This window comes from Pedobacter sp. (genome assembly GCF_965279535.1).
In the GTDB taxonomy this organism is placed as follows: Bacteria; Bacteroidota; Bacteroidia; order Sphingobacteriales; family Sphingobacteriaceae; genus Pedobacter.
In genome coordinates this window covers 1721418-1744615 of the sequence record NZ_OZ257244.1, presented here as the reverse complement: position 1 = coordinate 1744615, position 23198 = coordinate 1721418, and the positions used below count along the sequence as shown (strand labels likewise).

The following is a 23198-nucleotide window of genomic DNA, read 5'->3' as shown; positions in this document are numbered from 1 at the left end:
GGCCACATGGCCTTGGTACGATATACTTTATACTAACGACTAAAAAAGACACACCCAAAAGATTAACCACTCAGTGGCTTTAACAAATCTTTGAGAGGCGAGATTGAAATTGAATTACGATTTTTGATTTACGGTTTGCGATTGCATTAAATCTAAAATCGTGGGTCAGGAAATCTAAGATCAGAAAGTCCCGTAGCTCAGCCTGGTTAGAGCACTACACTGATAATGTAGGGGTCTCCAGTTCAAATCTGGACGGGACTACTATAAGGGAGTTAACAGTTAAGAGTTATGAGTTTACAGTTATATATACTGCAAACGGGGAACAGAAAACTGCAACATATCTTTCGGGGAATTAGCTCAGCTGGCTAGAGCGCCTGCCTTGCACGCAGGAGGTCAACGGTTCGACTCCGTTATTCTCCACTGGAAGTTATAAGTGGTAAGTAATAAGTTATAAGTTTTAAAACTTGCAACCTGGAACTTACAACGGTTATAAGTGTTAATTATAAGTTATAGGTTTTAAAACTTACAACCTAGAACTTAAAACTTACAACTCGAAACTTACAACTCAAACAAAGCTACCTGGATCGGTAGTATACATTGACATCAAGAAAAAGAAGAGAATGCCATCGGGGCACAGAGAAACGGTTCGAGCCCGCAATTTTCACTAACGAAGCTGGGACAAGGCTTAGGTTGGGGCACATGACACCCTACACCTTTATACCCTTGGTTTTCGGTTTCAGTAAAGTTCTTTGACATATTGGAAGAAGTTAAAAAAGAAGAGCAAACAACAATAGGCGACTGTTGTGTTTGTGCTCACCATTGAAGGGGCAACCTGGATATGGTATGAGACATCATAACAAGAGCAAAAAAGCATACCATACGGCGCAAAAGGCGTATGCGTAGAAGAAAGTAAAGAAGAGTACACGGGGGATGCCTTGGCTCTCGGAGGCGATGAAGGACGTGATAAGCTGCGATAAGCACCGGTGATCTGCAAATAGGAACTATACCCGGTGATTTCCGAATGGGGCAACCCGGCATGTTGAAGACATGTCACCATAATGGAGCAAACCTGCCGAACTGAAACATCTAAGTAAGCAGAGGAAGAGAAAATAACAATGATTTCCTGAGTAGTGGCGAGCGAAAGGGAAAGAGCCCAAACCACACCTGTTACGGCATGTGTGGGGTTGTAGGACTGTGATGTGGTTACAATGTAATGAAGTGGAACGGGATGGGAAGCCCGGCGACACAAGGTGATAGCCCTGTACACGTAAATACCATTGGCCTAACAGTATCCTGAGTACCGCGAGGTCGGAGACGCCTTGTGGGAATCTGCCGGCACCATCCGGTAAGGCTAAATACTCCCGAGAGACCGATAGTGAACCAGTACCGTGAGGGAAAGGTGAAAAGAACCCCGAACAGGGGAGTGAAATAGAACCTGAAACCGTGTACTTACAAGCGGTCGGAGCATCCAGGTGGTGTGACGGCGTGCCTTTTGCATAATGAGCCTACGAGTTACTCTTCTCTGGCAAGGTTAAGTGCTTCAGGCACGGATCCGAAGCGAAAGCGAGTCTGAATAGGGCGTATAGTCAGAGGAGGTAGACGCGAAACCTTGTGATCTACCCATGGACAGGTTGAAGGTGCGGTAACACGTACTGGAGGACCGAACCGATAAACGTTGAAAAGTTTCCGGATGATCTGTGGGTAGGGGTGAAAGGCTAATCAAACTGGGAAATAGCTCGTACTCCCCGAAATGTTTTTAGGAACAGCGTGGATATTAAGTTTCATAGAGGTAGAGCTACTGATTGGGTGCGGGGGAGTCAAATCCTACCAAATCCAGACAAACTCCGAATGCTATGAAATATGATCTGCAGTGAGGCGCGGGGTGCTAAGGTCACGCGCCGAGAGGGAAAGAACCCAGACCATCAGCTAAGGTCCCCAAGTTACAGTTAAGTTGAACTAACGAGGTCCGGTTGCACAGACAGCTAGGATGTTGGCTTGGAAGCAGCCATTCATTTAAAGAGTGCGTAACAGCTCACTAGTCGAGCGGCCGGGCATGGATAATAAACGGGCATTAAATTGTACACCGAAGCTATGGGATTGAAATATATCGGTAGGGGAGCATTCTAGCGGCAGTGAAGGTACCTGGTAATGGGTGCTGGAGCTTCTAGAAAAGCAAATGTAGGCATAAGTAACGATAAGGCGGGCGAGAAACCCGCCCACCGAAAGGATAAGGTTTCCTGATCAACGCTAATCGGATCAGGGTTAGTCGGGACCTAAGGAGAACCCGAAGGGGATATTCGATGGACAACTGGTTAATATTCCAGTACTTTTTATAACTGCGATGTGGGGACGGAGTAGTGACACTGCCGCGATCTGACGGAATAGATCGTTGAAGGCTGTAGGTATACATTTGGTAGGCAAATCCGCCGAGTGTGCTGAACGCTGATAGTACCGCGAGCCTTCGGGTAAGTGGATAGTGCAGGTAATCAGACTTCCAAGAAAAACCGCTAAGCTTCAGGTTATAAAAACCCGTACCGCAAACCGACACAGGTATCCGGGAAGAGGATTCTAAGGTGCTCGAGTGAATCATGGCTAAGGAACTCGGCAAAATGGCCCTGTAACTTCGGGAGAAGGGGCGCTGGTAGCAATATCAGCCGCAGTGAAAAGGCCCAGGCGACTGTTTAACAAAAACACATGGCTTTGCAAAATCGAAAGATGAGGTATAAGGCCTGACACCTGCCCGGTGCTGGAAGGTTAAGAGGGGATGTCATCCGCAAGGAGAAGCATTGAATCGAAGCCCCAGTAAACGGCGGCCGTAACTATAACGGTCCTAAGGTAGCGAAATTCCTTGTCGGGTAAGTTCCGACCTGCACGAATGGTGTAACGATCTGGGCGCTGTCTCAGCCATGAGCTCGGTGAAATTGTGGTCCCGGTGAAGACGCCGGGTACCCGCAACGGGACGGAAAGACCCCATGCACCTTCACTACAATTTAACATTGACATTGGGTACAGGATGTGTAGGATAGGTGGGAGGCTATGAAGCGGTGTCGCCAGGCATCGTGGAGCCAACGTTGAAATACCACCCTTTCTGTATTCGGTGTCTAACTCCCTTAGTGGGAGGACATTGTTTGATGGGTAGTTTGACTGGGGTGGTCGCCTCCAAAAAGGTAACGGAGGCTTTCAAAGGTAAGCTCAGTACGCTTGGTAACCGTACGGGGAGTGCAATAGCATAAGCTTGCTTGACTGTGAGACATACAGGTCGATCAGGGTCGAAAGACGGATATAGTGATCCGGTGGTTCTGCATGGAAGGGCCATCGCTCAAAGGATAAAAGGTACGCTGGGGATAACAGGCTGATCTCCCCCAAGAGCTCATATCGACGGGGAGGTTTGGCACCTCGATGTCGGCTCGTCACATCCTGGGGCTGGAGAAGGTCCCAAGGGTTCGGCTGTTCGCCGATTAAAGTGGCACGCGAGCTGGGTTCAGAACGTCGCGAGACAGTTCGGTCCCTATCTGTTGTGGGCGTAGGAATTTTGAGTGGGGCTGACCTTAGTACGAGAGGACCGGGTTGGACCAGCCTCTAGTGAATCTGTTGTTCCGCCAGGGGCATTGCAGAGTAGCTACGCTGGGAATAGATAAGCGCTGAAAGCATCTAAGTGCGAAACTAGCCACGAGATGAGAATTCCATATAGGGCCGTAGCAGACTACTACGTTGATAGGTTACAGATGTAAAGATGGTGACATCACAGTCGAGTAATACTAATCACCCGAAGCTTTCAAAGCAACACAAGTTGTTTGCTCTTCGAAACTTAACTTCTTTCAATAATATGTCATTTAAGTTGATGGTTATAAGTTATAGGTTTTAAGTAAGTTTTACTTACAACTTAATACTTACCACTTATTACTTAAATAAAAATATTCAGGTGCCTATATCGGCGGTGTCCACCTCTTCCCATTCCGAACAGAGAAGTTAAGCCCGCCAGAGCCGATGGTACTGCGGTAACACGTGGGAGAGTAGGTCGGTGCCAGATCTTAAACGGAACCCTTCAGTTAACTCTGAGGGGTTTTCGTGTTTTATAAGGTTTACAAGGACCAAAGGCACAATGTTGAAGACTTTGACCTTTCAGCTCCCAACTCAGGACTCATGACTGATGACTCTAGACTTTTGACTGAGAACTCACAACTCCCAGCTCCCTACTCTATACTCAGAACTCCCGCTACGATTTCAATTTAGAAAGGATTATAAAGTAATGTCAGTCACTTTTAAAACTGATTGTGTACTTAATATGTTAATATAGCATAGATTGCATATTATTTGGTTATCTTTGTAGGATAACAATTTTATAAGAATAACGAATGAGCTTTTTTGCACAGAAAAGAGGTGAAGTAATGGTACATATCGAGAAGTATATGCTCGAAATGATGGATACCTATTTGAAACCAATCGATACCAATTGGCAACCATCAGACTTCTTACCAGATTCTACCAGTGAAACATTTTATCAGGATATCCGTGCTTTAAGAGAAAATGCGAAAGAACTATCTTATGATTTGGTAGCTGTTTTAATTGGAGACACCATTACCGAGGAGGCTTTGCCAACTTATGAATCATGGTTAGCTATGGTTGAAGGCCCTAGTATGGCTGAAGATGGTGGTTGGATGAAATGGAATCGTCATTGGACTGCAGAAGAGAACCGTCATGGTGATTTGTTAAATAAATACCTTTATTTATCAGGACGTGTTGATATGCGCCAGATGGAAATTTCTACACAGTATTTAATTGCTGATGGATTTGAAATCGGTACAGGGCACGATCCTTATCGTAACTTCATCTATACCAGTTTCCAGGAAATGGCAACTAACATTTCTCATAGAAGAGTAGCATCTTTGGCTAAAAAGGATGGCGATACCTTATTATCCAGAATGTGTGGTGTAATCGCTTCTGATGAAGCCAGACATGCCAAGGCCTATAAAGATTTTATGAACCGCATTTTCGAAGTCGATCCTAATGAGGCAATGCTTGCCTTTGAAGATATGATGCGTAAGAAAATCGTGATGCCTGCTCATTTTTTACGTGAGGTTGGTTTGAAAATAGGTCAGACCTTTGGGCATTTTACTGACGCTGCGCAACGTTTAGGCGTATATACGGCAGTGGATTATGTAGAGATTATGCAGCAACTTATCGAAGACTGGAAAATTGAAGGTATGCGTGATTTGAATGAGGCAGGAGAGAAAGCTCGTGATTATATCATGAATCTACCCGCCCGTTTGCTACGTGTTGCAGAACGCATGAAAAACCCAACAATGGATTATAAATTTAGCTGGATTGCCGGTTAAGGAATTAAAAATAAAGCATTTAAAAGCCTGGAATTTTGAAGTTCCAGGCTTTTCAGTTTTAAGCTTTTACATGTTCCGGCGGTATTGACCACCAACCTCGTAGAGGGCTTTACTGATCTGCCCTAAAGAGCAATATTTACAAACCTCCATCAACTGTTCAAATATATTATCGCCAGAAATTGCTGCTTTCTGAAGTTGTTTTAGCATTTCTTCAGCTTGACCATGGTTTCTATGTTGAAACTTCTCGAGTGCAGCAATTTGATACTGTTTCTCCTCTTCAGTAGCGCGGATAACTTCTCCCGGAATGATAGTTGGTGATCCATTTTTGTTCAGGAATGTATTAACTCCTACAATTGGATACTCCCCGGTATGTTTCAATGTTTCGTAATACAGGCTTTCCTCCTGGATTTTTCCTCTTTGATACATGGTTTCCATCGCCCCGAGTACCCCTCCACGGTCATTAATTCTCTTGAACTCCGTTAGTACGGCTTCTTCTACCAGATCAGTCAGCTCTTCAATTATAAATGCTCCCTGCAATGGATTTTCATTCTTAGCCAATCCTAATTCTCTGTTGATAATTAACTGGATAGCCATCGCCCTGCGAACAGATTCTTCTGTAGGCGTTGTAATGGCTTCATCATAAGCATTGGTATGTAGGGAATTACAATTATCATAAATAGCATATAGCGCCTGTAATGTAGTCCTGATGTCGTTAAAATCAATTTCCTGTGCATGTAAGGAGCGGCCAGACGTTTGGATATGATATTTCAGTTTTTGTGAGCGATCATTTCCTTTATATTTATTTTTAATTGCCTTGGCCCAGATTCTCCGGGCTACCCTCCCAATTACTGCATATTCCGGATCTATACCATTAGAAAAGAAGAACGACAGGTTAGGTGCAAAATCGTCAATATGCATTCCTCTACTCAGGTAGTATTCTACAAAAGTAAATCCATTACTTAAGGTAAAAGCAAGCTGGGAAATAGGGTTTGCACCTGCTTCTGCAATATGGTATCCCGATATAGAAACCGAATAAAAGTTTCGAACTTTCTGATCGATAAAATATTTTTGAATATCGCCCATCATCCTCAGGGCAAATTCTGTAGAAAATATGCAGGTGTTTTGTGCCTGGTCTTCTTTTAAAATATCAGCCTGAACGGTTCCTCTAACCGTGCTGATCGCTTTTGCCTTGATGCTGGCATAAATATCCGCTGGCAATACCTGATCGCCGGTAAGGCCTAGCAACATCAAACCCAGGCCATTGTTCCCCTCGGGTAATGAACCATTATAGCTGGGTTGGGCAATATTTTTAGCCTCGTAAATTTTAGCAATTTTGGCTTTAACTTCAGTTTCTAAATTATTTTCAATGATGTATTTCTCGCATTGCTGATCAATGGCTGCATTCATGAAAAAGCCTAAAAGCATGGGTGCCGGGCCATTAATTGTCATCGAAACTGATGTTGATGCTGCGCAGAGATCGAATCCAGAGTATAGTTTTTTCGCATCATCCAGTGTAGCGATACTTACACCAGAATTACCTATTTTTCCGTAAATATCAGGGCGAATATGGGGATCCTCTCCATATAAAGTAACTGAATCGAATGCTGTTGATAAGCGATGTGCCGGTTGTCCTAAGGATACATAATGGAAACGTTTATTGGTTCTCTCCGGGCCACCCTCTCCTGCAAACATTCGGGTTGGATCTTCCCCATCTCTTTTGAGTGGGAATACACCTGCTGCATAAGGGAATTCACCAGGAAGATTTTCGGTTAGTAACCAACGTAAGATATCGCCCCAGTCTTCGTACTTAGGTAAGGATACTTTTGGGATATTAAGCTTGGAAAGCGATTCATAAAACAGTGGCTGCTTAATTTCTTTATCCCTTACTTTATAGATGAAAAAAGCTTCTTTATATGCTTTCTTTGTTTCTGGCCATTGGCGAAGTAACCTTTTACACTCACCATCTAAAAGCTCCTCATATGATAAATAGACATTATTTAAACTCGTTATTATCTCGGAAGATTGACTTGTGTCAGATAATAAATCAACCACCCCCTTAATTTGATACATCTTACGCGCTATTCCTACTTGTTTATCAACCCATTCCTGGTAATTTTGACTGGCTTCTGCAATTTCTGCGAGGTATCGGATGCGATCTGGTGGAATAATGTATATTTTTTCTGATTGGTCAGTGGTCAGTTCCATTTTGGCTTGAAAATCCGTTCCGGTTTTGGTTTTAATGCAGTCCATCAGGGCTACAAAAAGGTTGTTCATTCCAGGATCGTTAAACTGAGAAGCCATTGTACCATATACAGGAATTTCTTCATCTTTGGCATCAAATATATTGTGATTACGCTTGTACTGCTTCCTTACATCTCTTAATGCATCTAAAGCACCTCGTTTATCAAACTTATTGATTGCAACCAGGTCGGCGAAATCAAGCATGTCAATTTTTTCCAATTGTGTTGCTGCTCCAAACTCTGGTGTCATAACATACAAAGAAACATCGCAATGTTCTGTGATTTCAGTGTCCGATTGCCCTATGCCAGAGGTTTCCACAATAATAAGATCGTAACCGGCAGCTTTGCAAATATCAATACTTTCCTGAACGTTTTTGGATAAAGCCAAATTGGCTTGACGTGTGGCCAGTGAGCGCATGTAAACTCTGGGACTATTAATAGCGTTCATCCGAATACGATCGCCAAGCAAAGCACCACCAGTTTTGCGTTTGGAAGGGTCGACGGAAATAATAGCCAGGGTCTTATCTGGTACTTCAATTAAAAACCTCCTCACCAGCTCATCTACTAAAGATGATTTACCAGCTCCACCGGTTCCGGTTATACCCAAAATGGGGGCAGTATTGTTTGCAGATAAGCGTTTTAATTCATCTACAAAAGATTGAGTGGCTTCTGGATCATTCTCTGCAATGGTAATGGCTGTGGCAATTGCTTTCACTTCTTTCCGGGGGATGTCATTCAGTTCATTTCGAATGGCCGATTGTGTTACAAAATCAGTTTTTTGCAACATGTCGTTAATCATTCCCTGCAAACCCATTTTACGTCCATCATCAGGGGAGTAAATTTTTGAAATGCCGTAGTCCTCAAGCTCTTCAATTTCATTGGGTAGAATTACACCGCCACCTCCTGCAAAAATCTTAATATGACCTGATCCGCGTTCCTGAAGCAAATCATACATGTATTTAAAGTATTCTATATGTCCGCCCTGATAGGAGGTCATTGCAATACCCTGAACATCTTCCTGAATAGCACAGTTTACCACTTCATCAACTGAGCGGTTATGTCCCAGGTGAATAACCTCTGCACCTGATGACTGTAAAATACGGCGCATAATATTAATTGTGGCATCATGTCCATCAAAAAGAGAAGCGGCAGTTACAAAACGGATTTTATGCTTAGGTTTATAAATTTCTGCTTGTTGCATAGCAATAATAGTTAGTATGCAAATGTAGCAAAATAACCTTGTTGGAAGCCGTAGACCTTAAACCGTTATGGCCTTTGGTTTACGGCTCTGATGTAAAAATATAAGCATGAAAAAAGCCACGTTTGGAAAGTGGCTCTGATAAATTATTTATTGGTGATTTCTGTGATTGGTTCTCCTACACAGCCGTTAGGCATCTGGATATGAAGTAGAGCGGCTAAGGTTGCCGAAATATCGGTCATGTAGTGAGTTTTATTAGAGGCGCCAGGTTTAATTCCCCAACCCATAAATACCAAGGGAATATGTGCATCATAAGGATTCCAGTTGCCGTGGGTGGTTCCTGTGCTGCTACCGTTAAACCAGTTTGGATTTAAAATGTAGTAGATGTCGCCACTTCTGCGAGCATTGTACCCGTTGGTTATCATTTTCTTTTGAATTTCTGGCAGTGTACTTTGAGATACTTTCGCGATATCAACAGCATTTGCAATTCCATCCATTCTTTTAATAAACTCTATAGATGCTGCTTTGATTACGTCAAAACTTACGTCTGCCTCATTGGTTTTAGCATGGTCGAAAATAATTTGGTTGTTCATTGATTTCAATACCACGTTTTTCAATTTGAACTTATCATTTAGAAAAGCGTTTAACTTAAAGGTTATATCTCTGTCACTTACCACACCTGCGGGCAGTCTGTTCTCTTTCATAAATCCTGGTACATGCGCTGCGCCATGGTCTGCTGTTAAGAATACGGTATAATTTCCTTTGCCAACTTTTTTATCCAGATAGTTAAAAAACTCTTCAAAATCTTTATCTAAACGTAAATAGGTATCTTCTGCTTCAACAGAGTTAGGACCATAAGCATGGCCAACATAATCTGTAGAAGAGCAGCTAACTGCAAGAAAATCGGTTATGTTATCTGCTCCTAAATCCTCAGAAAGGATAGCCAGTTTAGCTAAATCTAAAGTAATGGTGTTACCGTATGGTGTGCCTCTGATGGCGTCAAAATTTTTATCTATATTTTGCGCTAACAGGTGTGGAAATGTACTGTTTTTTCCTTCGTAAGCGTTTTCATCCTTCGTACTGTTTACATAGGTATTGATAGGGTAGAGGGTTTCCCAGTTCTTGGCATAAAACTTATTCGCGAGTTTTAGTTTGTTGTAATCAGCAATCCAGGTTGGAACTTCTTTCATGTAAAAAGTACTGGTAATCCAGTTTCCTGTACTTCCCTGGTACCAATATGCGCCATTTGCAGCATGACCCGCTGGCAGGATAGAACCTCTGTCTTTTAAGGAGATGCCTATAACTTTTCCTTTAAAGTTTGTAGCTAAACGGAGCTCATCAGTAATGGTATTGGTGAGCATATTTTTTGGAGACATATTTCCTTCTGCAGATGGGGTACTACCCACTGTTGTTACGGTACTGTCTTCGGTACAATAAACATTTTTCTTGGTTTCTTCATTATACCAATCGTTGCCAATAATACCATGGATAGCTGGAATGGATCCGGTATAAATACAGGTGTGGCCACAGGCTGTATAAGTTGGTGTATAAGGAATGAATGTATTTTCTACTGAAAAGCCTTCATTAATCAGCCTTTTAAATCCGCCATTGGTATAACGGTTATAATATCGGTACAGATAGTCCCAGCGCATTTGGTCGACTACTAAACCCACCACAAGTTTCGGTCGTGCAACTTCCGCAGGGAACGTTTTTACTGGGGTTGTTTTTTTTGTTTGTGCGTTTGATAATGTTGCAGATAAAAGAGATAAGGAGACAATCAGGTATGAAATTTTCTTCATTATTTTTTTGTTAAAGCGCTAAAGTAAGGATTTTAAGATGAAGAACTTTTGAAGTTTCTGTAAAGATTTTATAGCGCTTCTGCTACTACAAATGTACTGCCACCGATAAAAATTAAATCTTTTACTGTGGCCGCTTCTTTTGCTGAAGCTTTTGCCATTGCTACAGTAGGGTAGGCATCTCCAAGCAGGCCAAATTCGGCTGCTTGTGCCTTTAATTCATCGGCCGGTAATCCTCGCTCTAAATCTGGTTTAGCAAAATAATAAATTGCATTTTGAGGCATCATGGATAGAACTTTAGTAATATCCTTATCCTTAACCATTCCAAAAACAATGTGGAGTTTATCAAACTTTGTTTGCTCAATATTTTTTAATACTTCAGCAATTCCGGCTTCATTGTGTCCTGTATCGCAGATGATTAGCGGATTTTTTTGAAGTGTTTGCCACCTTCCCTGCAAACCAGTAAGTTTTTTTACCTGCTTTAAGGCCCTATAAATACTGCTCTCATCAATTTTAAAGGCAGTTTTTTGATCTAATACAGTCAAAGCTTCTATAACGGTAAGTATATTTTTGTGTTGATAAACCCCTGCCAGGTCACTACTCAGGTTTTTGTATTTGATCTTTTCTCCCTCCAATATGGAAAGCTGTAACTTGTTGTTTTTGATTTTGAAGTCGGTACCAGACAAAACCGAATCGGCAAAAATAATTGGAGCCTGCATTTCTTCCGCTTTGCGGATAAAAACTGCTTTTGATTTTTTCTGGCTTTCTCCAATCACCACAGGTGTATTCGATTTGATAATTCCCGCTTTTTCACCTGCAATTTCTTCGAGAGTATTACCCAGCATATTGGTATGATCCATACTGATATTGGTAATTACAGAAAGTTCAGGCAGGATAATATTGGTAGAATCCAGTCTCCCGCCCAGGCCAACTTCAATTACTGCAATATCCACCTGATGTTTGGCAAAGTAATCAAAGGCCATGGCTACTGTTACTTCAAAGAAAGAGGGTTCGATTTCTTCTATTGTTTTTTGCTGATCTTTTACAAATGCTACAACCTCTTTTTTGGGCATCATTTTGCCGTTAATTCGGATACGCTCTCTAAAATCTTTTAAGTGTGGAGAGGTATATAATCCGGTTTTATATCCCTGAATCTGTAAAACAGCAGCAAGCATATGAGAAGTTGAACCTTTGCCATTGGTACCAGCAACATGTATGGTTTTGAACTTCTCCTGAGGATTTCCTAATGCCTCACAAAGGATGAGGGTATTGGTTAAATCTTTTTTAAACGCAGCTGCGCCCACCCGTGTAAACATGGGTAGCTTACTGTATAAAAAATCAAGTGTTTGCTGGTAATTCATGATGCAAATATACGGCAGGGCTTTACAAGAAAAAATGCATGTTTTAATTATTGTTTTTGTTATTATCTTTAGCCGCCGCTATAACGTATCTCCAAAGTGATTAACAAAGTTAAAGTCATTCTTTTCATTCTTCTAGCATTTTATTTTAGGTCTGAAGCTCAGGTTTTCTATGTAAGCGCAGTAAGGAGCGGTATTCATAAAGTAACTGTTACCCCTTCAGGTTTGCAGTCTGTTAAAGTGGCCGAATGTACAACTGGCGATCAATATTTTTCTATTGCAATGAATAAGGATAAGATGTATTGGTTAAATCAAAATAATATCCACGCTGCAAGTGTGAAAGATATTTTGATGGAGGGATGTACTAAATTATTTCCCAATATGGGTAATTCAAATGCTTTAACTCTTGGTGCTGATAATAAGCTATACTACGCTGCAGGATATTTGCTTACAACAGATATCAATACAGGTAAATCGGAAGCATTGGGTGCGCTAAATTTTGCACCAAGTGGCGATATGTGCTTTTACAATAAAGATTTATATATGGCCAGTGTTAATGGAATCGTTAAGGTAAATCTAAATAACCCAAGTCAAAGTACCTTGCATATTCCAATGAGCCAGCAACTTTTTGGTATTGTAAGTGTTGCTACTGGTTTGCGGAAAAATACTGTTTATGGATTGGTGTATAAAAACGAATTGCAAACCAATGTGATTGAACTGGATATGGAAAACCAGAAGATCGTGAGAGATGTAGGAATATTACCCTATTCAGTACTGGATGCTGCTAGTCCTGTTGAGGATGGGAGTACCCTAGGAATTGAATTGGATAAAGTAGATATCACGCAAGATTGTTCAAGTGATAAACTGGCCATAGTGGATATTATAACCAGGTCTCGTTTTGAAACGTATACTTTTACCTTAAACGGGATAAGCAATAGCACTGGAAAGTTTACAGGATTAAAAGCAGGGAATTACTCATTTACAATAACTTCAGAATCAGATGCTTATTCCGGAACATTGGAAGTGCCTGAATATGATTTAATAAAACCTGATTACACCTGGAAAGCCCGTGATGAATCTTGTGGAAATCCAGGTGCTGTAGCCTTTTCAACACCCGAGGCCAACAGTACTTATCAGGTTAGATACCTCAATAAGCTTTATCCAATAAATAGCACCCTTTCAGGATTGACTGCAGGAAGTACCTACCATTTCGAAATTGTTAATAAAAATGGGTGTCTGGTAGAAACGGTCGATATTCCCATAAAACAGGATAAATGCAGAATTATTCTGGATAAAGTAACAATAGAGCGTCAGTGTGATGCCTTTAATAAAGGTGTAGTTACCGTTTTAACACAAGCACATACAGCCAGTTATAAGTATTTTTTAAATGGAATTGAAACTAATAACTCCGGGATATTTAAAAACTTACTCCCTGGTAGCTATAACATTAAAATTGTATCAGATGAAGATGAAATAGAAACTACCGCAATTGTACCAGATTACAAGTCTTTGCAGCCAGTGTTTAACATCATTAGTGCTAATCCTGTATGTGCTGTTAAAGGGAGAATAAAATTTAACCAGCTCGCTAACGGTGAATTGTACAGGATTTTATATAAAGGTGTAACTTTTCCTTTCGAGCATGAATTTAATAACTTAGATGTAGGTAGTTATAGTTTTACAGTGGTTAATCAGCAAGGATGTTTGATTGATGAAAAAGTAGCGGAGCTCGTTTATGAGCCCTGCGCTATGGTTATTGATGACATTCAAATACAACAGGAATGTAACGTACTGGGAAAGGGCATCGCGAAGATTATTAGCCCAACTATTCCGGAGGTTTACACATTTACGCTAAATAATTCCATTTCAAATCATACCGGGATTTTCGAGATGCTGGCACCAGGTTCTTATGAAATTGAAGTAAAAGCATCAGGAGGTGCCCAGCCACAATACAGTACCTTTACAGTGCCAGATTATAACTTAACAAAGCCATTGGTAAGGATAAATGCTAAAAATCCGGTTTGCGATTTGAGCGGTCAGATTTCTTTCTCGATAGGTGAGCACAATAACGATTTCATGATTAGATACAACGGGATTGTTTATCAGGCAAGCCATAATTTTACCGGGTTGTATGCAGGGAATTATCACTTCGATATTCTTAAGGCTAATGGATGCATGGCAGATGAGGTTGACGTAACGCTGGAAGAAGAAGCATGCAATGATATTTCTTTTCCAAATGCCTTTAGCCCGAACTCAGATAGTGTTAATGATTTTTTTAAGGCTAAAGAGGGGAGCAGAGCAACGAATTTTAAACTACAGATTTTTGACCGGAGAGGTGCGCTGATGTTTAGTTCAAATCGATTATATGACAGTTGGAATGGAGATTATAAGGGAGGTGCTGCTCCGGTGGGAAGTTATTTTTGGGTTGCCACCTTTACTACTCAAGAAAATAAAGTGATTATTAAAAAGGGTTCTGTTACTTTGATTAGATAGCCTTTCGATTCAGCAGGATAGCTAAATAGCCGCAAGATAAAATGAAAAAGGCATAAGTTTGATACCTATGCCTTGATAAATGCTTTATTTATTTTGCTTTTACTTCACTTTAAAATTAAATACCACAACGCCGGTTTGATTATCGCCACCAACATCGGATTTACTCAAAGAAGAATTCAAAACAGCCTGAATACATTTGTTAACCAATTCTGTATCTGTAATGGTTGAGCCTTTCAATTCCTGATTGGCTCTGGTAATGTCTCCTGCTTTATTGAAGTAAATTCGAATGGCAATCTTTCCGGTTTTTTGTCCATCATCTTTCGGGATGACCAGGTTAGAAAAACGGCGCAATTCAATCGGTTTGTTGCCAAATCCAGAACCACCCGGGCCATAGTTGTTTGCTAAAGGGTCTCCGTTAACAGAACCTTGATTCCCTGGTGTGTTTCCGGTGCCATCGCCACCACCCTGACCAGTACTTTTCTTGCCTTTATACAAGGCATTTTGATTAATCACCGGTTTAGCCGGCTTTTCTTCCGTAGAAGTTGTAGGGGTAGTTGTTGTAGCTTTTTGTGGTTTGGTATTAACGCTTAATGCTTCTTCTGTATTTTGTGTTTGTATTTCCTTTTCACTCGACTCTGCATTGGTTTTTTGTGTAACCTCTTGCTCTGGAGTAACCTTTTCAGGCGCCTTATTGTTGGCATTTGGATCGGCCGAAGGTTCTTCTATACTTGTGTAATCATCGCCCATGCCGGTTTCGGCTGTACCATAATTTACCACCATGCCACCCATTCCTAAATCTTCAGGGGGTTGAAAAGAACCAATCACTATAAAAAAGCTAATCGCAAGCAGGAAGGCCATGATTCCGGAGGAAATGGCAATTGCTTTTGGGTAGTTATTTTCTTCTTTATGTGTCATTATTTTTTAGGCTCTACAGCTAAAACAAGTTTCAACTTTAATTTGTTTGCTACATCATACGCTACCATAATGTTTTCTGCCGGTACATTTTTGGCTACATATAAAATGATAGTCATATCTGGTGCCAGCTTTTGATAAGCTTCTATGGCCGGCTGCAAAGCCTCTGGTGCTGTTAGTTTTTTATCAACGAAATATTTTAAGTTTTCGTCTATACTTACCGTTACAGCTTTCTTAGCGGTAGATTGCTGCCCGCTGGAGGATTGAGGTAACAATAGCTTTACTACCTGAGGATTTACCACAGCAGATGCCAATAAGAAAAACAGCATCAGAAAGAACATAATATCGTTCAATGCCGATGTATGTACTTCTACGCCACCTTTTGTTCTTTTGCGTAAATTCATTATTTGCCTGGTTCTTCTAGTAAGTCAATAAAATCTATTGCATCGGTTTCCATCTTCAAAATGATTTTTTCTACCATAATGTTTAAGATATGGTATAAAACATAGGCGATAATACCAATAATTAATCCTGTTGCTGAGGTAATCATTTTTGTATATAAACCACCAGAAATGGTACCAATTTCAATAGCGCCTTTAATAGATACCTGATGGAAGATGGTAATAACCCCCACGATAGTACCTACGAAACCCAACATGGGTGCAATACCAGCAACTATACCTAAAATACTGATGTTCTTTTCTAATTTAGAAACTTCTAACTTTCCTACGTTTTCTATGGCACCTTCAATGTCTTTAATCGGACGGCCAATGCGTTTTAACCCTTTTTGCAGCATGCGCGATAAAGGTGAGTTGTTATTTCTCAATAATGACATCGCACCATCGAGGTTTCCGGTTTGGATATAAGATCTGATTTGAACCATTAAATTTGACTCATCTTTAGTCGCTTTTTTAATGGTTAAGTAACGCTCAACGAAAATGATTAAAGCTAGAAATGCTAAAAAAGCTAAAGGAATCATTACCCATCCACCTTTAAAAAGCAAGTCGATAAAATGTAGTTCTGGAGTAGGTTGAGTTAAGTTTGGATTTGCCGCTGTCGTATCTTGTAGTGCTTGTGCAGTATCCTGAATAGTTAATAATAAATTGATCATTATGGTGTGTTGTTGTTTATCTGAATGATGTCTAGTTCTTTAATATTGATTTTTTTAGCCAATTCCGGGCGTTGTTTACGTGCTTCTTGCTCAGTAGGAAATGATGCAATGCTTATTTTTTTCATCCTGCCGGGTAATTTGGCAATTTTTGCCTCTATACCATATTTCTTCATTTGCCTGATGAATTCGTTTGCCTTTTTCTCCGATTGAAACGAGGCGGCAATTACATCAAATGTTGAATTCTTCGTATTTTCAATTGCTTTTTCTTCTTTTTGCTGAACAGGAGCAGGTTTAGTTACAACAGGTTTCTTTACAGTATCAACGGCTGCTTGTTTCTGAACCTGATTAGCTTTTAAGATACTGTCAGTTTTAGCTATAGAATCTTGTTTAATTTTGGCACTGTCAACAGGTACAATACTGCTGTCTGCCACAGCTGTTTGCGGTGCTTCAACCGGTTGATTTCCCTGGAAAAGTTCAGGTTTAACCAGGTAGGCAATGGCCACGAGGATAATTACAGCCAATACCGCAATAGCAATTTTGAGCCATAAAGACATGCCGTTACTTTCTTCGCTTTGCGGATAGTCTGCAATAGGATCATGGCCGAAACGATTAGGGTGTTCGGCATGTTGTTCCTTTATAAATTCTGGAGCCTCAATAACAGGTTCCTCTTTTACCTCATCATGAAGATTTATATATGTTTTTGGTACTTCAGATTCAGGCTGATGGCCGAAACGATTAGGATGTTCTTCATGTTGCTCTTTGATGAACTCAGGAACTTCTTTTTCCTGATGTGCCTGCTCTGATTCTGGTTGATGACCAAATTGGTTTGGATGTTCCTGATGTTGTTCCTTAACAGATTCTGGTACCTCAACAGGGTGTTCGGTATGTTTCAAAGTGTTTTTTAAATCATCCCGAACTTCGTCCAGTTCAATGTTTTCTATTACAGGAAGCACTTGTTCCTGCTTTTCTAACGGAGGCGTAGCAGCGGGAGCCTCAGCAATTTCTTCATAAACTTCTTCCTCCTCATTAGTGGTTTGAGTAGGTTCTGGTGCAATGGTTTCACTTTCTGAGAGCGTAGGCAGACCGTAAAATTCAGACCCGTAATTAATATCTTTAGCAGGCTCAAAGCTTAAGCCTTCATGCTCTGTAAAAAACAACCGGCCAATGTTTTCAAGAACGGCTTCATGTTCTAATTCTAGTTTTTTATTGGTATCTTCTACAAACTGGGCAACATAGTAGTTGGCGCTTTCAGCAGAAATGTTTCTTTTCTCCGTAATAAATTCTGGTAGAATATTTTCTTCCTTTACTTCTGGAGAAAATTCCAAAGTATACCCCGGAGGTAAAAACGATTGTTTTTCCTTATCGTACCTGCCCGGGAATTTCTTTTTGTAAAAAGTACCTAAGCCAGTAATACCAACTTCTTTATGTTGTTGCAGAAGTTCTGAAAGGTATAATAATATGTCCATTCGGGTAAAATTAAGCGTTTTAAAATTAAAAATTAAATTCTACCTCTAAATAATGGAAATGACTATTGCCGCGCGTTAAGTTTGAAAGAAGAAACAACCGGTATGTATTTATCACTGAAAAGTTCATAGTTTAAAAGGAGCCATTTCTTTATCCTTCCAAAGATAACGGTTACAAAGATAGAATTGGTATGTTGGGACGGAAATGAGCAATCAGTTCTGATTCTTTGTTGCGCACAAGCGGTTGATTATAAGTTAGTAATGATTTTTGAATGATGTGATTTAATTCATTAATAGTTTTCATCAGGCAAGTTATTCAGGTAAAACCCTATAACAGCTGTATTTTGAGGTGTACAAGAAATACAATATTTCCTTACCCTCTCCTCGGTATTTTAAAAAGATTCGGCACAATCTCAATAATTAGGTTGTTATATTGGTGTTAGATTAAATCTACGGGACGATTGGATCAGACAGATAGGCTCCGCTTTTGGAGCCTATTCTTTTATTGGATTTTACTATTACACCAGATACTGGGATACCTTTATTAGTAAACAGCGTATCTTACTTAAGCTGTAAGCCAATTTATTTACACATAAAAGCTATAATTAATTAATTTAAAAATTTATATTAGCAAAAGGTAAGGCTTTAAAGGCTGGTAAGAAGTAATGTTGACAGATTTTTATTTTAAAAAATAACTTTTGTCAACTGCTGTTTCCTGATTCATGATGAGTTTTACCCATAATCAAACTAACCAACCAATTGGTTCGAGAGGATCATTTGGAATCATACCGTCCAAAATATGAATAGTACATTATTAACCTTAACAACTGGCACGCTAAAATCAGGCCCTGATGTGAATAAACACATGCCCTGCCGCCATTTAGAAATTCTTCAAAAACGCAACTCCTTAACATTTATTGTCCAAACTAACTTCCCCAGAATTAATATGCGGAAAAGAAGAAAATCCCAGGTGGTTTCCAGTCATTACTAGCGGTAAAAAAGAAGTCAAATTCATTCGGCATTTAGATTTAAGGTGAAGTGTAACTTCTTATGCCTTATGAGTCGTTTTGCTTTGAATTCAGGTTTTGTCTTCTGTCTGGGCTTGATAATTTACTATTTTATTAACGATTAAAATTTATCGTTATGATTATTTTATATAGGGGAAAAGAACTTCCATTACTGTTTCTGGTATTGGTTTTATTGATAAGTATTGGTGTTAACCTTTTTGCTTTTCAGGAATCCGTTGACCATTTAATTTACCTGAGCTTCTTAGCCGGATTGTTACTATCAGTAATCTTCAGAAATGTTTGTTTGCTTTGTTCTGATAAGCATCAGGCCTGGTATCCAACTATTTTATTTTTAGCACCCTATTTTGCAGGGTTGATAATTAATTTAATGATCCTTATTGTTAAAGCCGGTAGTGGGCTTATAGCGGTAGTTTGTATATCTGGTGCATTGCTGCAGGTATATTGTTTTATCGCGGCTTATAAACATATGCGTAAATTGAATACAGGTAATCTTTTGCACCGGGCCGAGGAACTGATGTTTATCTCAGGGCTGAACATAGTAACGCTATTTTTCTTATTGTTGGTACGCGCTGGCTACCCCATCCACTTTGGCTTTGAACAAAGTTTTTTCTTTTGTTCAAACAACCTGATTATGCTCTTTGCTGTTTTTCGGCTGTATTGGTTCTGGTATCATGACGATAGTCTGGTATCTAAGGAAAGTCATAACGACGGTTTTCTAAGCCCTTACCGTTCATCGGGCTTATGCCATGATCAAATGGAGCAGATTGCTGAAAGACTTTTAATATTAATTGAGGAAAATCAGATCTATCTGGATGCCGACCTGGATCTGAAAAAAATATCGGTCAAAAGTGGTATTCCTAAACACCATATCTCGCAAGTGTTAAATATTTATATAGGAAAGAGTTTCTATAGATTATTAGCTGAATGCCGGATTAAACATGCCAAAGAGATCTTTAAAAACAATAAAAATATCAAGATTGAATCCCTGGCTTATAGCTGTGGATTTAATTCTGTAAGTTCTTTCTATAAGTATTTTAAGGAAGTATCCGGAACAACACCCGCAGAATATATCATTAAGATTGAAGACGCTCATCAACAGGAAGAAAGTAATAATGTATCGATGTAGGAACTTTAATCGGATAGTATGAATTTTAAGTTATCTCTATTAGAGGATGAAACCATCGCTTTAATAACGCTTGTTATTTCAACCGTTTTTATGCTTGTAACCATGTTAATAAATGCGGTTACTTTAAGGATTAGGTTGCTGAACATAACTCATATTTTTATTATAATTCACCTGGCGTGCAATGGTTTGATTTATTATAGCAACGGACATTATATTTATTGCTTCACGCCAATTTTTTCAATTTACGGACCGCTATTCTACTTACATGTTAAACAGATATGCGAACATTCAGTGTCGCGAAATATGTTGTTTTTGCAATTTTCGCCTGTTGTCTTAATAACGCTCGCTAAACTTGTATGCATCTGGTTGAATGCAGATATATTGATTTTTTATTACATACTTGCATTAGAAGGGGTATCGATACTCGCCTATGGGTTATACGGTTTTTTTACCAGGCTCGACTTGCAGTTTAATGTATTTAACAAGGCTTTTACAGCTTGTGGAATCACCTTTATGGTTTGTGGTATTTTTACACTTTTAAATGTGCATTCGGCATTAATTAAAAATCCATTTGTTAATGGAAATGTAGCTTATTTGAACTTACCCTATTTTGCGATCTGGATGCTGATGGGAATTAGTTATGCGGTGTCTTGTATTTTGATTTTAACAAAATACAAATATTTACTACCCGCAAGTATATTAAGGAAAACTCCTCAGGATCGGGAACCAGAAATTCATTTGGATAATCCTTATTTTAAAGTGGATGATCTGGTAAATACTGAGCGATATAAAATGGGGAAATTATCAGAAGCAATGCTTCAAAAATATAGCGAAGATCTTCATAACCTGATGCAACAGAAAAAAAGTTTCTTAAATAGCGATTTAACGCTTTCATTGTTGGCCAGTATGTTGAAAATATCCGAATATCATTTGAGTCAGGTGTTGAGCATAGCAATAGGGGATACTTTTTACAGTTATATCAATAAACTTAGAATAAAATATGCTGTCGACCTGATTCAGCGAGATAGTAAGTTAAACCTGGAGCAGGTAATGAATGAATCGGGGTTTAATAACCGTGTTTCTTTTAACCGCTATTTTAAGGAAGTAATGAGTATGCAGCCATCAGCCTACATGAAACTGGTGAAGCAAGATACCGAAGAGGAGCGGAAGTAGTTCTTATTGAATAAATAGGCTACGCTATGAATAGATTGCCCTTTAAATATGTCTTGAGGGCAATCTATTACTGGATAAAACCTCTGGTTAGGTTTAGTAAGTGGCAAATTTGAATTGTTGACTTGCACCACCATTTGCTGTTCCAAGTACCAGTGGAGTATTATTCTTGGCCGTTCCTCCGGAAACCTGTACCATTTTTGTTGGCGCACATGCTGGCGATAGGGTATAATAGCCGTTACCTGTACTTACGATTTTAAATCGTTGAGCCGGGCTTTGGGTATTGTCGCGAATTTCCAGTTTTGTTCCGTCTGCGCTGGATCCTTCTACTACGCTAAGAACTCTACCTTTATTTGCCACAAGAGATTCAATTTGGTAGTAACCATCCCCGGCATAAGTAAGCTTCCAGCGGCTACTGATTTGATTTTGGTCTGGATAAACATTAACCAGGGTACCATTGTATTGTACACCTTGGTAAACATTGAATAACATAGAATAGGTGGATGGCAAAGCAGAAGCAATCTCGTAATTTATTCCGGTGGGTATTCCGTTGACATCATCATCTAAGGCACAGAGATCCTGCGCAGGGTTGGGCAAACCTAAATTATTAATTTCGGTATAAACACTTTCATTTACCTTAAATCCCCATTTCTTAAAGAAATCTGTGAGATTCCGTCCGGAGATGCTACATGCGGAGAGCATAAACCAACGCATTTCATCTGCATCTGTGCTTAAAGCAGGTTTATCGGTTCTCGCTTTTTTATGCAATGATATGAAAAAATTATCTCCATAAGCAAGCCATAGCTGCTGGAATAAACCAACCCTTACCCATTCACTGCCTGTATTAAGGTTATAATCCTTTGTAGCTGATGCATCTGCTAAGTAACTTTTTATTGCCGGCCATCTATTGTCTTTTTTTAGCCGGGCAGGAGTTATGCCTAGCTTTCTTTGTACAAGAATGGCATAAATTTGATTTGTAACTTCAGTTAGCGTGCTCCAGGTCCAGGTTTTTTGTTGATGCTGGTGCCCGGTTTCATGCCAGAAATTTGATCCTGAGGTTGTATTCATCAGCGTAAAGGCTTTATCACAGTAAGATGGTATATGATATATACCATAAGTCCAGGCCCAACCAATTCCTGTACCTACATGATCGGTTTCTGTTGCTAAAATTTTGTTGTGTACGGGTAGCTGATGCTCGGGGGCCGACCCGTCTAGTCCGCTAAACTCATTCATGTAATCCCATATCCGATCGGCTACGTCCAGATTTGCATTATTATCTTTACCCTCTGTTTGATATCTAAGCGCCCTTTCTCTGCTGAAAAACTGGTAAACCCTGTTTCCCATTAGCAAAACATCGGGGGAGGAGGTGTAATTTTCAAGTTGGTAGCTCCAATCAGCAGCAGTAGTTTTATTTTTAACGAATACCGGCATCTTTTGGTGACCATTGTTAAAGGTGATTTTAACTTTGCTGTTAGGAGTTTCTGTAGTGGTATACCTGATCCACATTGCTCCACCATACTGTCCGGATGATATGGTATTTATACCTTCATTTAATTGTACAATAAGCGGTTCATAGCCCTGAGCGTCAAAATACCGGTAGTAGGTACCAATCAATAGCTTAGGCAGCCTGTTTCCAGCCAGTTTTTCAACGGTTACAGAAAGTTCCGTATTGGCGGGAATATGAAAACCTGTTGGATCAAAATCAGTTCCATTGTAATTTAACAGCAGCCTTTTTCTTTCCTGTTCTGAACTTTTAAGCTCGTTAAACTCTTGAATGTTGGCGCCGATCGTATTGGTTATATCGGCATTAGAGTTAATCATCAACGAACTCGGTTTTTGAAAGCTTTGTAAATTGTCCTCTTCTTTGATTGCTTTCTTACAGCTGATACCAACAAGCAGGCATAATCCTGTCATCAGTACGATAGTTTTGGTGTTTTTCTTAAAATTCATATGATTAGATTTACGGGATT

General features: G+C 39.8%; 12 protein-coding genes, 2 tRNA genes and 2 rRNA genes. 8 read left to right on the top strand and 8 right to left on the bottom strand.

Annotated elements, in window-relative coordinates; genetic code table 11:
- Nucleotides 1-186 precede the first annotated feature (186 nt).
- The 5 genes from ACQY77_RS06915 to ACQY77_RS06895 all read left to right on the top strand — a co-directional run bounded on the left by ACQY77_RS06915 (nucleotide 187) and on the right by ACQY77_RS06895 (nucleotide 5336).
- Nucleotides 187-261 (top strand) — tRNA-Ile (locus tag ACQY77_RS06915).
- A gap of 85 nt (nucleotides 262-346) precedes the next feature.
- A tRNA-Ala gene (locus ACQY77_RS06910) sits at nucleotides 347-420 on the top strand.
- A gap of 483 nt (nucleotides 421-903) precedes the next feature.
- Nucleotides 904-3781: ribosomal RNA gene (locus ACQY77_RS06905) — 23S ribosomal RNA — on the top strand.
- Between the two features lie 137 nt (nucleotides 3782-3918).
- Nucleotides 3919-4030: ribosomal RNA gene (rrf, locus tag ACQY77_RS06900) — 5S ribosomal RNA — on the top strand.
- A 325-nt stretch (nucleotides 4031-4355) separates the two neighbouring features.
- Nucleotides 4356-5336, top strand: coding sequence for an acyl-ACP desaturase (locus ACQY77_RS06895; RefSeq protein WP_421938714.1), 981 nt, complete (start codon nucleotides 4356-4358; stop codon nucleotides 5334-5336).
- A 66-nt stretch (nucleotides 5337-5402) separates the two neighbouring features.
- On the opposite strand, the gene ACQY77_RS06890 is transcribed toward ACQY77_RS06895, so the two are convergent.
- The 3 genes from ACQY77_RS06890 to ACQY77_RS06880 all read right to left on the bottom strand — a co-directional run bounded on the left by ACQY77_RS06890 (nucleotide 5403) and on the right by ACQY77_RS06880 (nucleotide 11931).
- On the bottom strand, nucleotides 5403-8777 hold the full coding sequence (locus tag ACQY77_RS06890; protein ID WP_421938715.1) for a methylmalonyl-CoA mutase family protein: 3375 nt from the start codon (nucleotides 8775-8777) through the stop codon (nucleotides 5403-5405).
- Nucleotides 8778-8920: 143 nt separating this feature from the next.
- Nucleotides 8921-10573 carry an alkaline phosphatase PafA gene (gene pafA, locus ACQY77_RS06885; protein WP_421938716.1) on the bottom strand — a complete coding sequence of 551 codons (1653 nt, stop codon included), beginning with the start codon at nucleotides 10571-10573 and terminating at the stop codon, nucleotides 8921-8923.
- A gap of 68 nt (nucleotides 10574-10641) precedes the next feature.
- Nucleotides 10642-11931 (bottom strand): bifunctional folylpolyglutamate synthase/dihydrofolate synthase, encoded by a 1290-nt coding sequence (locus ACQY77_RS06880; protein WP_421938717.1) that lies wholly within the window; start codon nucleotides 11929-11931, stop codon nucleotides 10642-10644.
- Nucleotides 11932-12027: 96 nt separating this feature from the next.
- Here ACQY77_RS06880 and ACQY77_RS06875 point away from each other — a divergent pair, with 96 nt between their 5' ends.
- Nucleotides 12028-14418: a gliding motility-associated C-terminal domain-containing protein gene (locus tag ACQY77_RS06875; protein ID WP_421938718.1), complete on the top strand. Its 2391-nt coding sequence runs from the start codon at nucleotides 12028-12030 to the stop codon at nucleotides 14416-14418.
- A 99-nt stretch (nucleotides 14419-14517) separates the two neighbouring features.
- Here ACQY77_RS06875 and ACQY77_RS06870 read toward each other — a convergent pair whose 3' ends face one another.
- From ACQY77_RS06870 to ACQY77_RS06855, 4 genes are read right to left on the bottom strand one after another with little or no spacing between them, the layout of a single operon-like run.
- Nucleotides 14518-15333 carry an energy transducer TonB gene (locus ACQY77_RS06870; RefSeq protein WP_421938719.1) on the bottom strand — a complete coding sequence of 272 codons (816 nt, stop codon included), beginning with the start codon at nucleotides 15331-15333 and terminating at the stop codon, nucleotides 14518-14520.
- Nucleotides 15333-15734, bottom strand: a complete 402-nt coding sequence (locus ACQY77_RS06865; RefSeq protein WP_421938720.1) for an ExbD/TolR family protein — start codon at nucleotides 15732-15734, stop codon at nucleotides 15333-15335. The genes ACQY77_RS06870 and ACQY77_RS06865 overlap by 1 nt, the downstream gene beginning before the upstream one ends.
- Nucleotides 15734-16441: a MotA/TolQ/ExbB proton channel family protein gene (locus ACQY77_RS06860; protein WP_421938721.1), complete on the bottom strand. Its 708-nt coding sequence runs from the start codon at nucleotides 16439-16441 to the stop codon at nucleotides 15734-15736. Before ACQY77_RS06860 ends, ACQY77_RS06865 begins: the two co-directional genes overlap by 1 nt.
- Nucleotides 16441-17907 (bottom strand): SPOR domain-containing protein, encoded by a 1467-nt coding sequence (locus tag ACQY77_RS06855; protein ID WP_421938722.1) that lies wholly within the window; start codon nucleotides 17905-17907, stop codon nucleotides 16441-16443. The genes ACQY77_RS06860 and ACQY77_RS06855 overlap by 1 nt, the downstream gene beginning before the upstream one ends.
- A 1140-nt stretch (nucleotides 17908-19047) precedes the next feature.
- Here ACQY77_RS06855 and ACQY77_RS06850 point away from each other — a divergent pair.
- Nucleotides 19048-20058, top strand: coding sequence for a helix-turn-helix domain-containing protein (locus tag ACQY77_RS06850; protein WP_421938723.1), 1011 nt, complete (start codon nucleotides 19048-19050; stop codon nucleotides 20056-20058).
- Nucleotides 20059-20424: 366 nt separating this feature from the next.
- Nucleotides 20425-21231: a helix-turn-helix domain-containing protein gene (locus tag ACQY77_RS06845; protein WP_421938724.1), complete on the top strand. Its 807-nt coding sequence runs from the start codon at nucleotides 20425-20427 to the stop codon at nucleotides 21229-21231.
- A 93-nt stretch (nucleotides 21232-21324) separates the two neighbouring features.
- Here ACQY77_RS06845 and ACQY77_RS06840 read toward each other — a convergent pair whose 3' ends face one another.
- A complete protein-coding gene (locus tag ACQY77_RS06840) occupies nucleotides 21325-23178 on the bottom strand; it encodes a M60 family metallopeptidase (protein WP_421938725.1) in 1854 nt (617 codons plus the stop codon).
- Nucleotides 23179-23198 lie beyond the last annotated feature (20 nt).

Coding starts and splice junctions, on each gene's coding strand:
- ACQY77_RS06850 (WP_421938723.1), top strand. CDS start 19,048: ATGATTATTTTATATAGGGGAAAAGAACTTCCATTACTGTTTCTGGTA.
- ACQY77_RS06870 (WP_421938719.1), bottom strand. CDS start 15,333: ATGACACATAAAGAAGAAAATAACTACCCAAAAGCAATTGCCATTTCC.
- ACQY77_RS06880 (WP_421938717.1), bottom strand. CDS start 11,931: ATGAATTACCAGCAAACACTTGATTTTTTATACAGTAAGCTACCCATG.
- ACQY77_RS06860 (WP_421938721.1), bottom strand. CDS start 16,441: ATGATCAATTTATTATTAACTATTCAGGATACTGCACAAGCACTACAA.
- ACQY77_RS06855 (WP_421938722.1), bottom strand. CDS start 17,907: ATGGACATATTATTATACCTTTCAGAACTTCTGCAACAACATAAAGAA.
- ACQY77_RS06840 (WP_421938725.1), bottom strand. CDS start 23,178: ATGAATTTTAAGAAAAACACCAAAACTATCGTACTGATGACAGGATTA.
- ACQY77_RS06895 (WP_421938714.1), top strand. CDS start 4,356: ATGAGCTTTTTTGCACAGAAAAGAGGTGAAGTAATGGTACATATCGAG.
- pafA (WP_421938716.1), bottom strand. CDS start 10,573: ATGAAGAAAATTTCATACCTGATTGTCTCCTTATCTCTTTTATCTGCA.
- ACQY77_RS06890 (WP_421938715.1), bottom strand. CDS start 8,777: ATGCAACAAGCAGAAATTTATAAACCTAAGCATAAAATCCGTTTTGTA.
- ACQY77_RS06865 (WP_421938720.1), bottom strand. CDS start 15,734: ATGAATTTACGCAAAAGAACAAAAGGTGGCGTAGAAGTACATACATCG.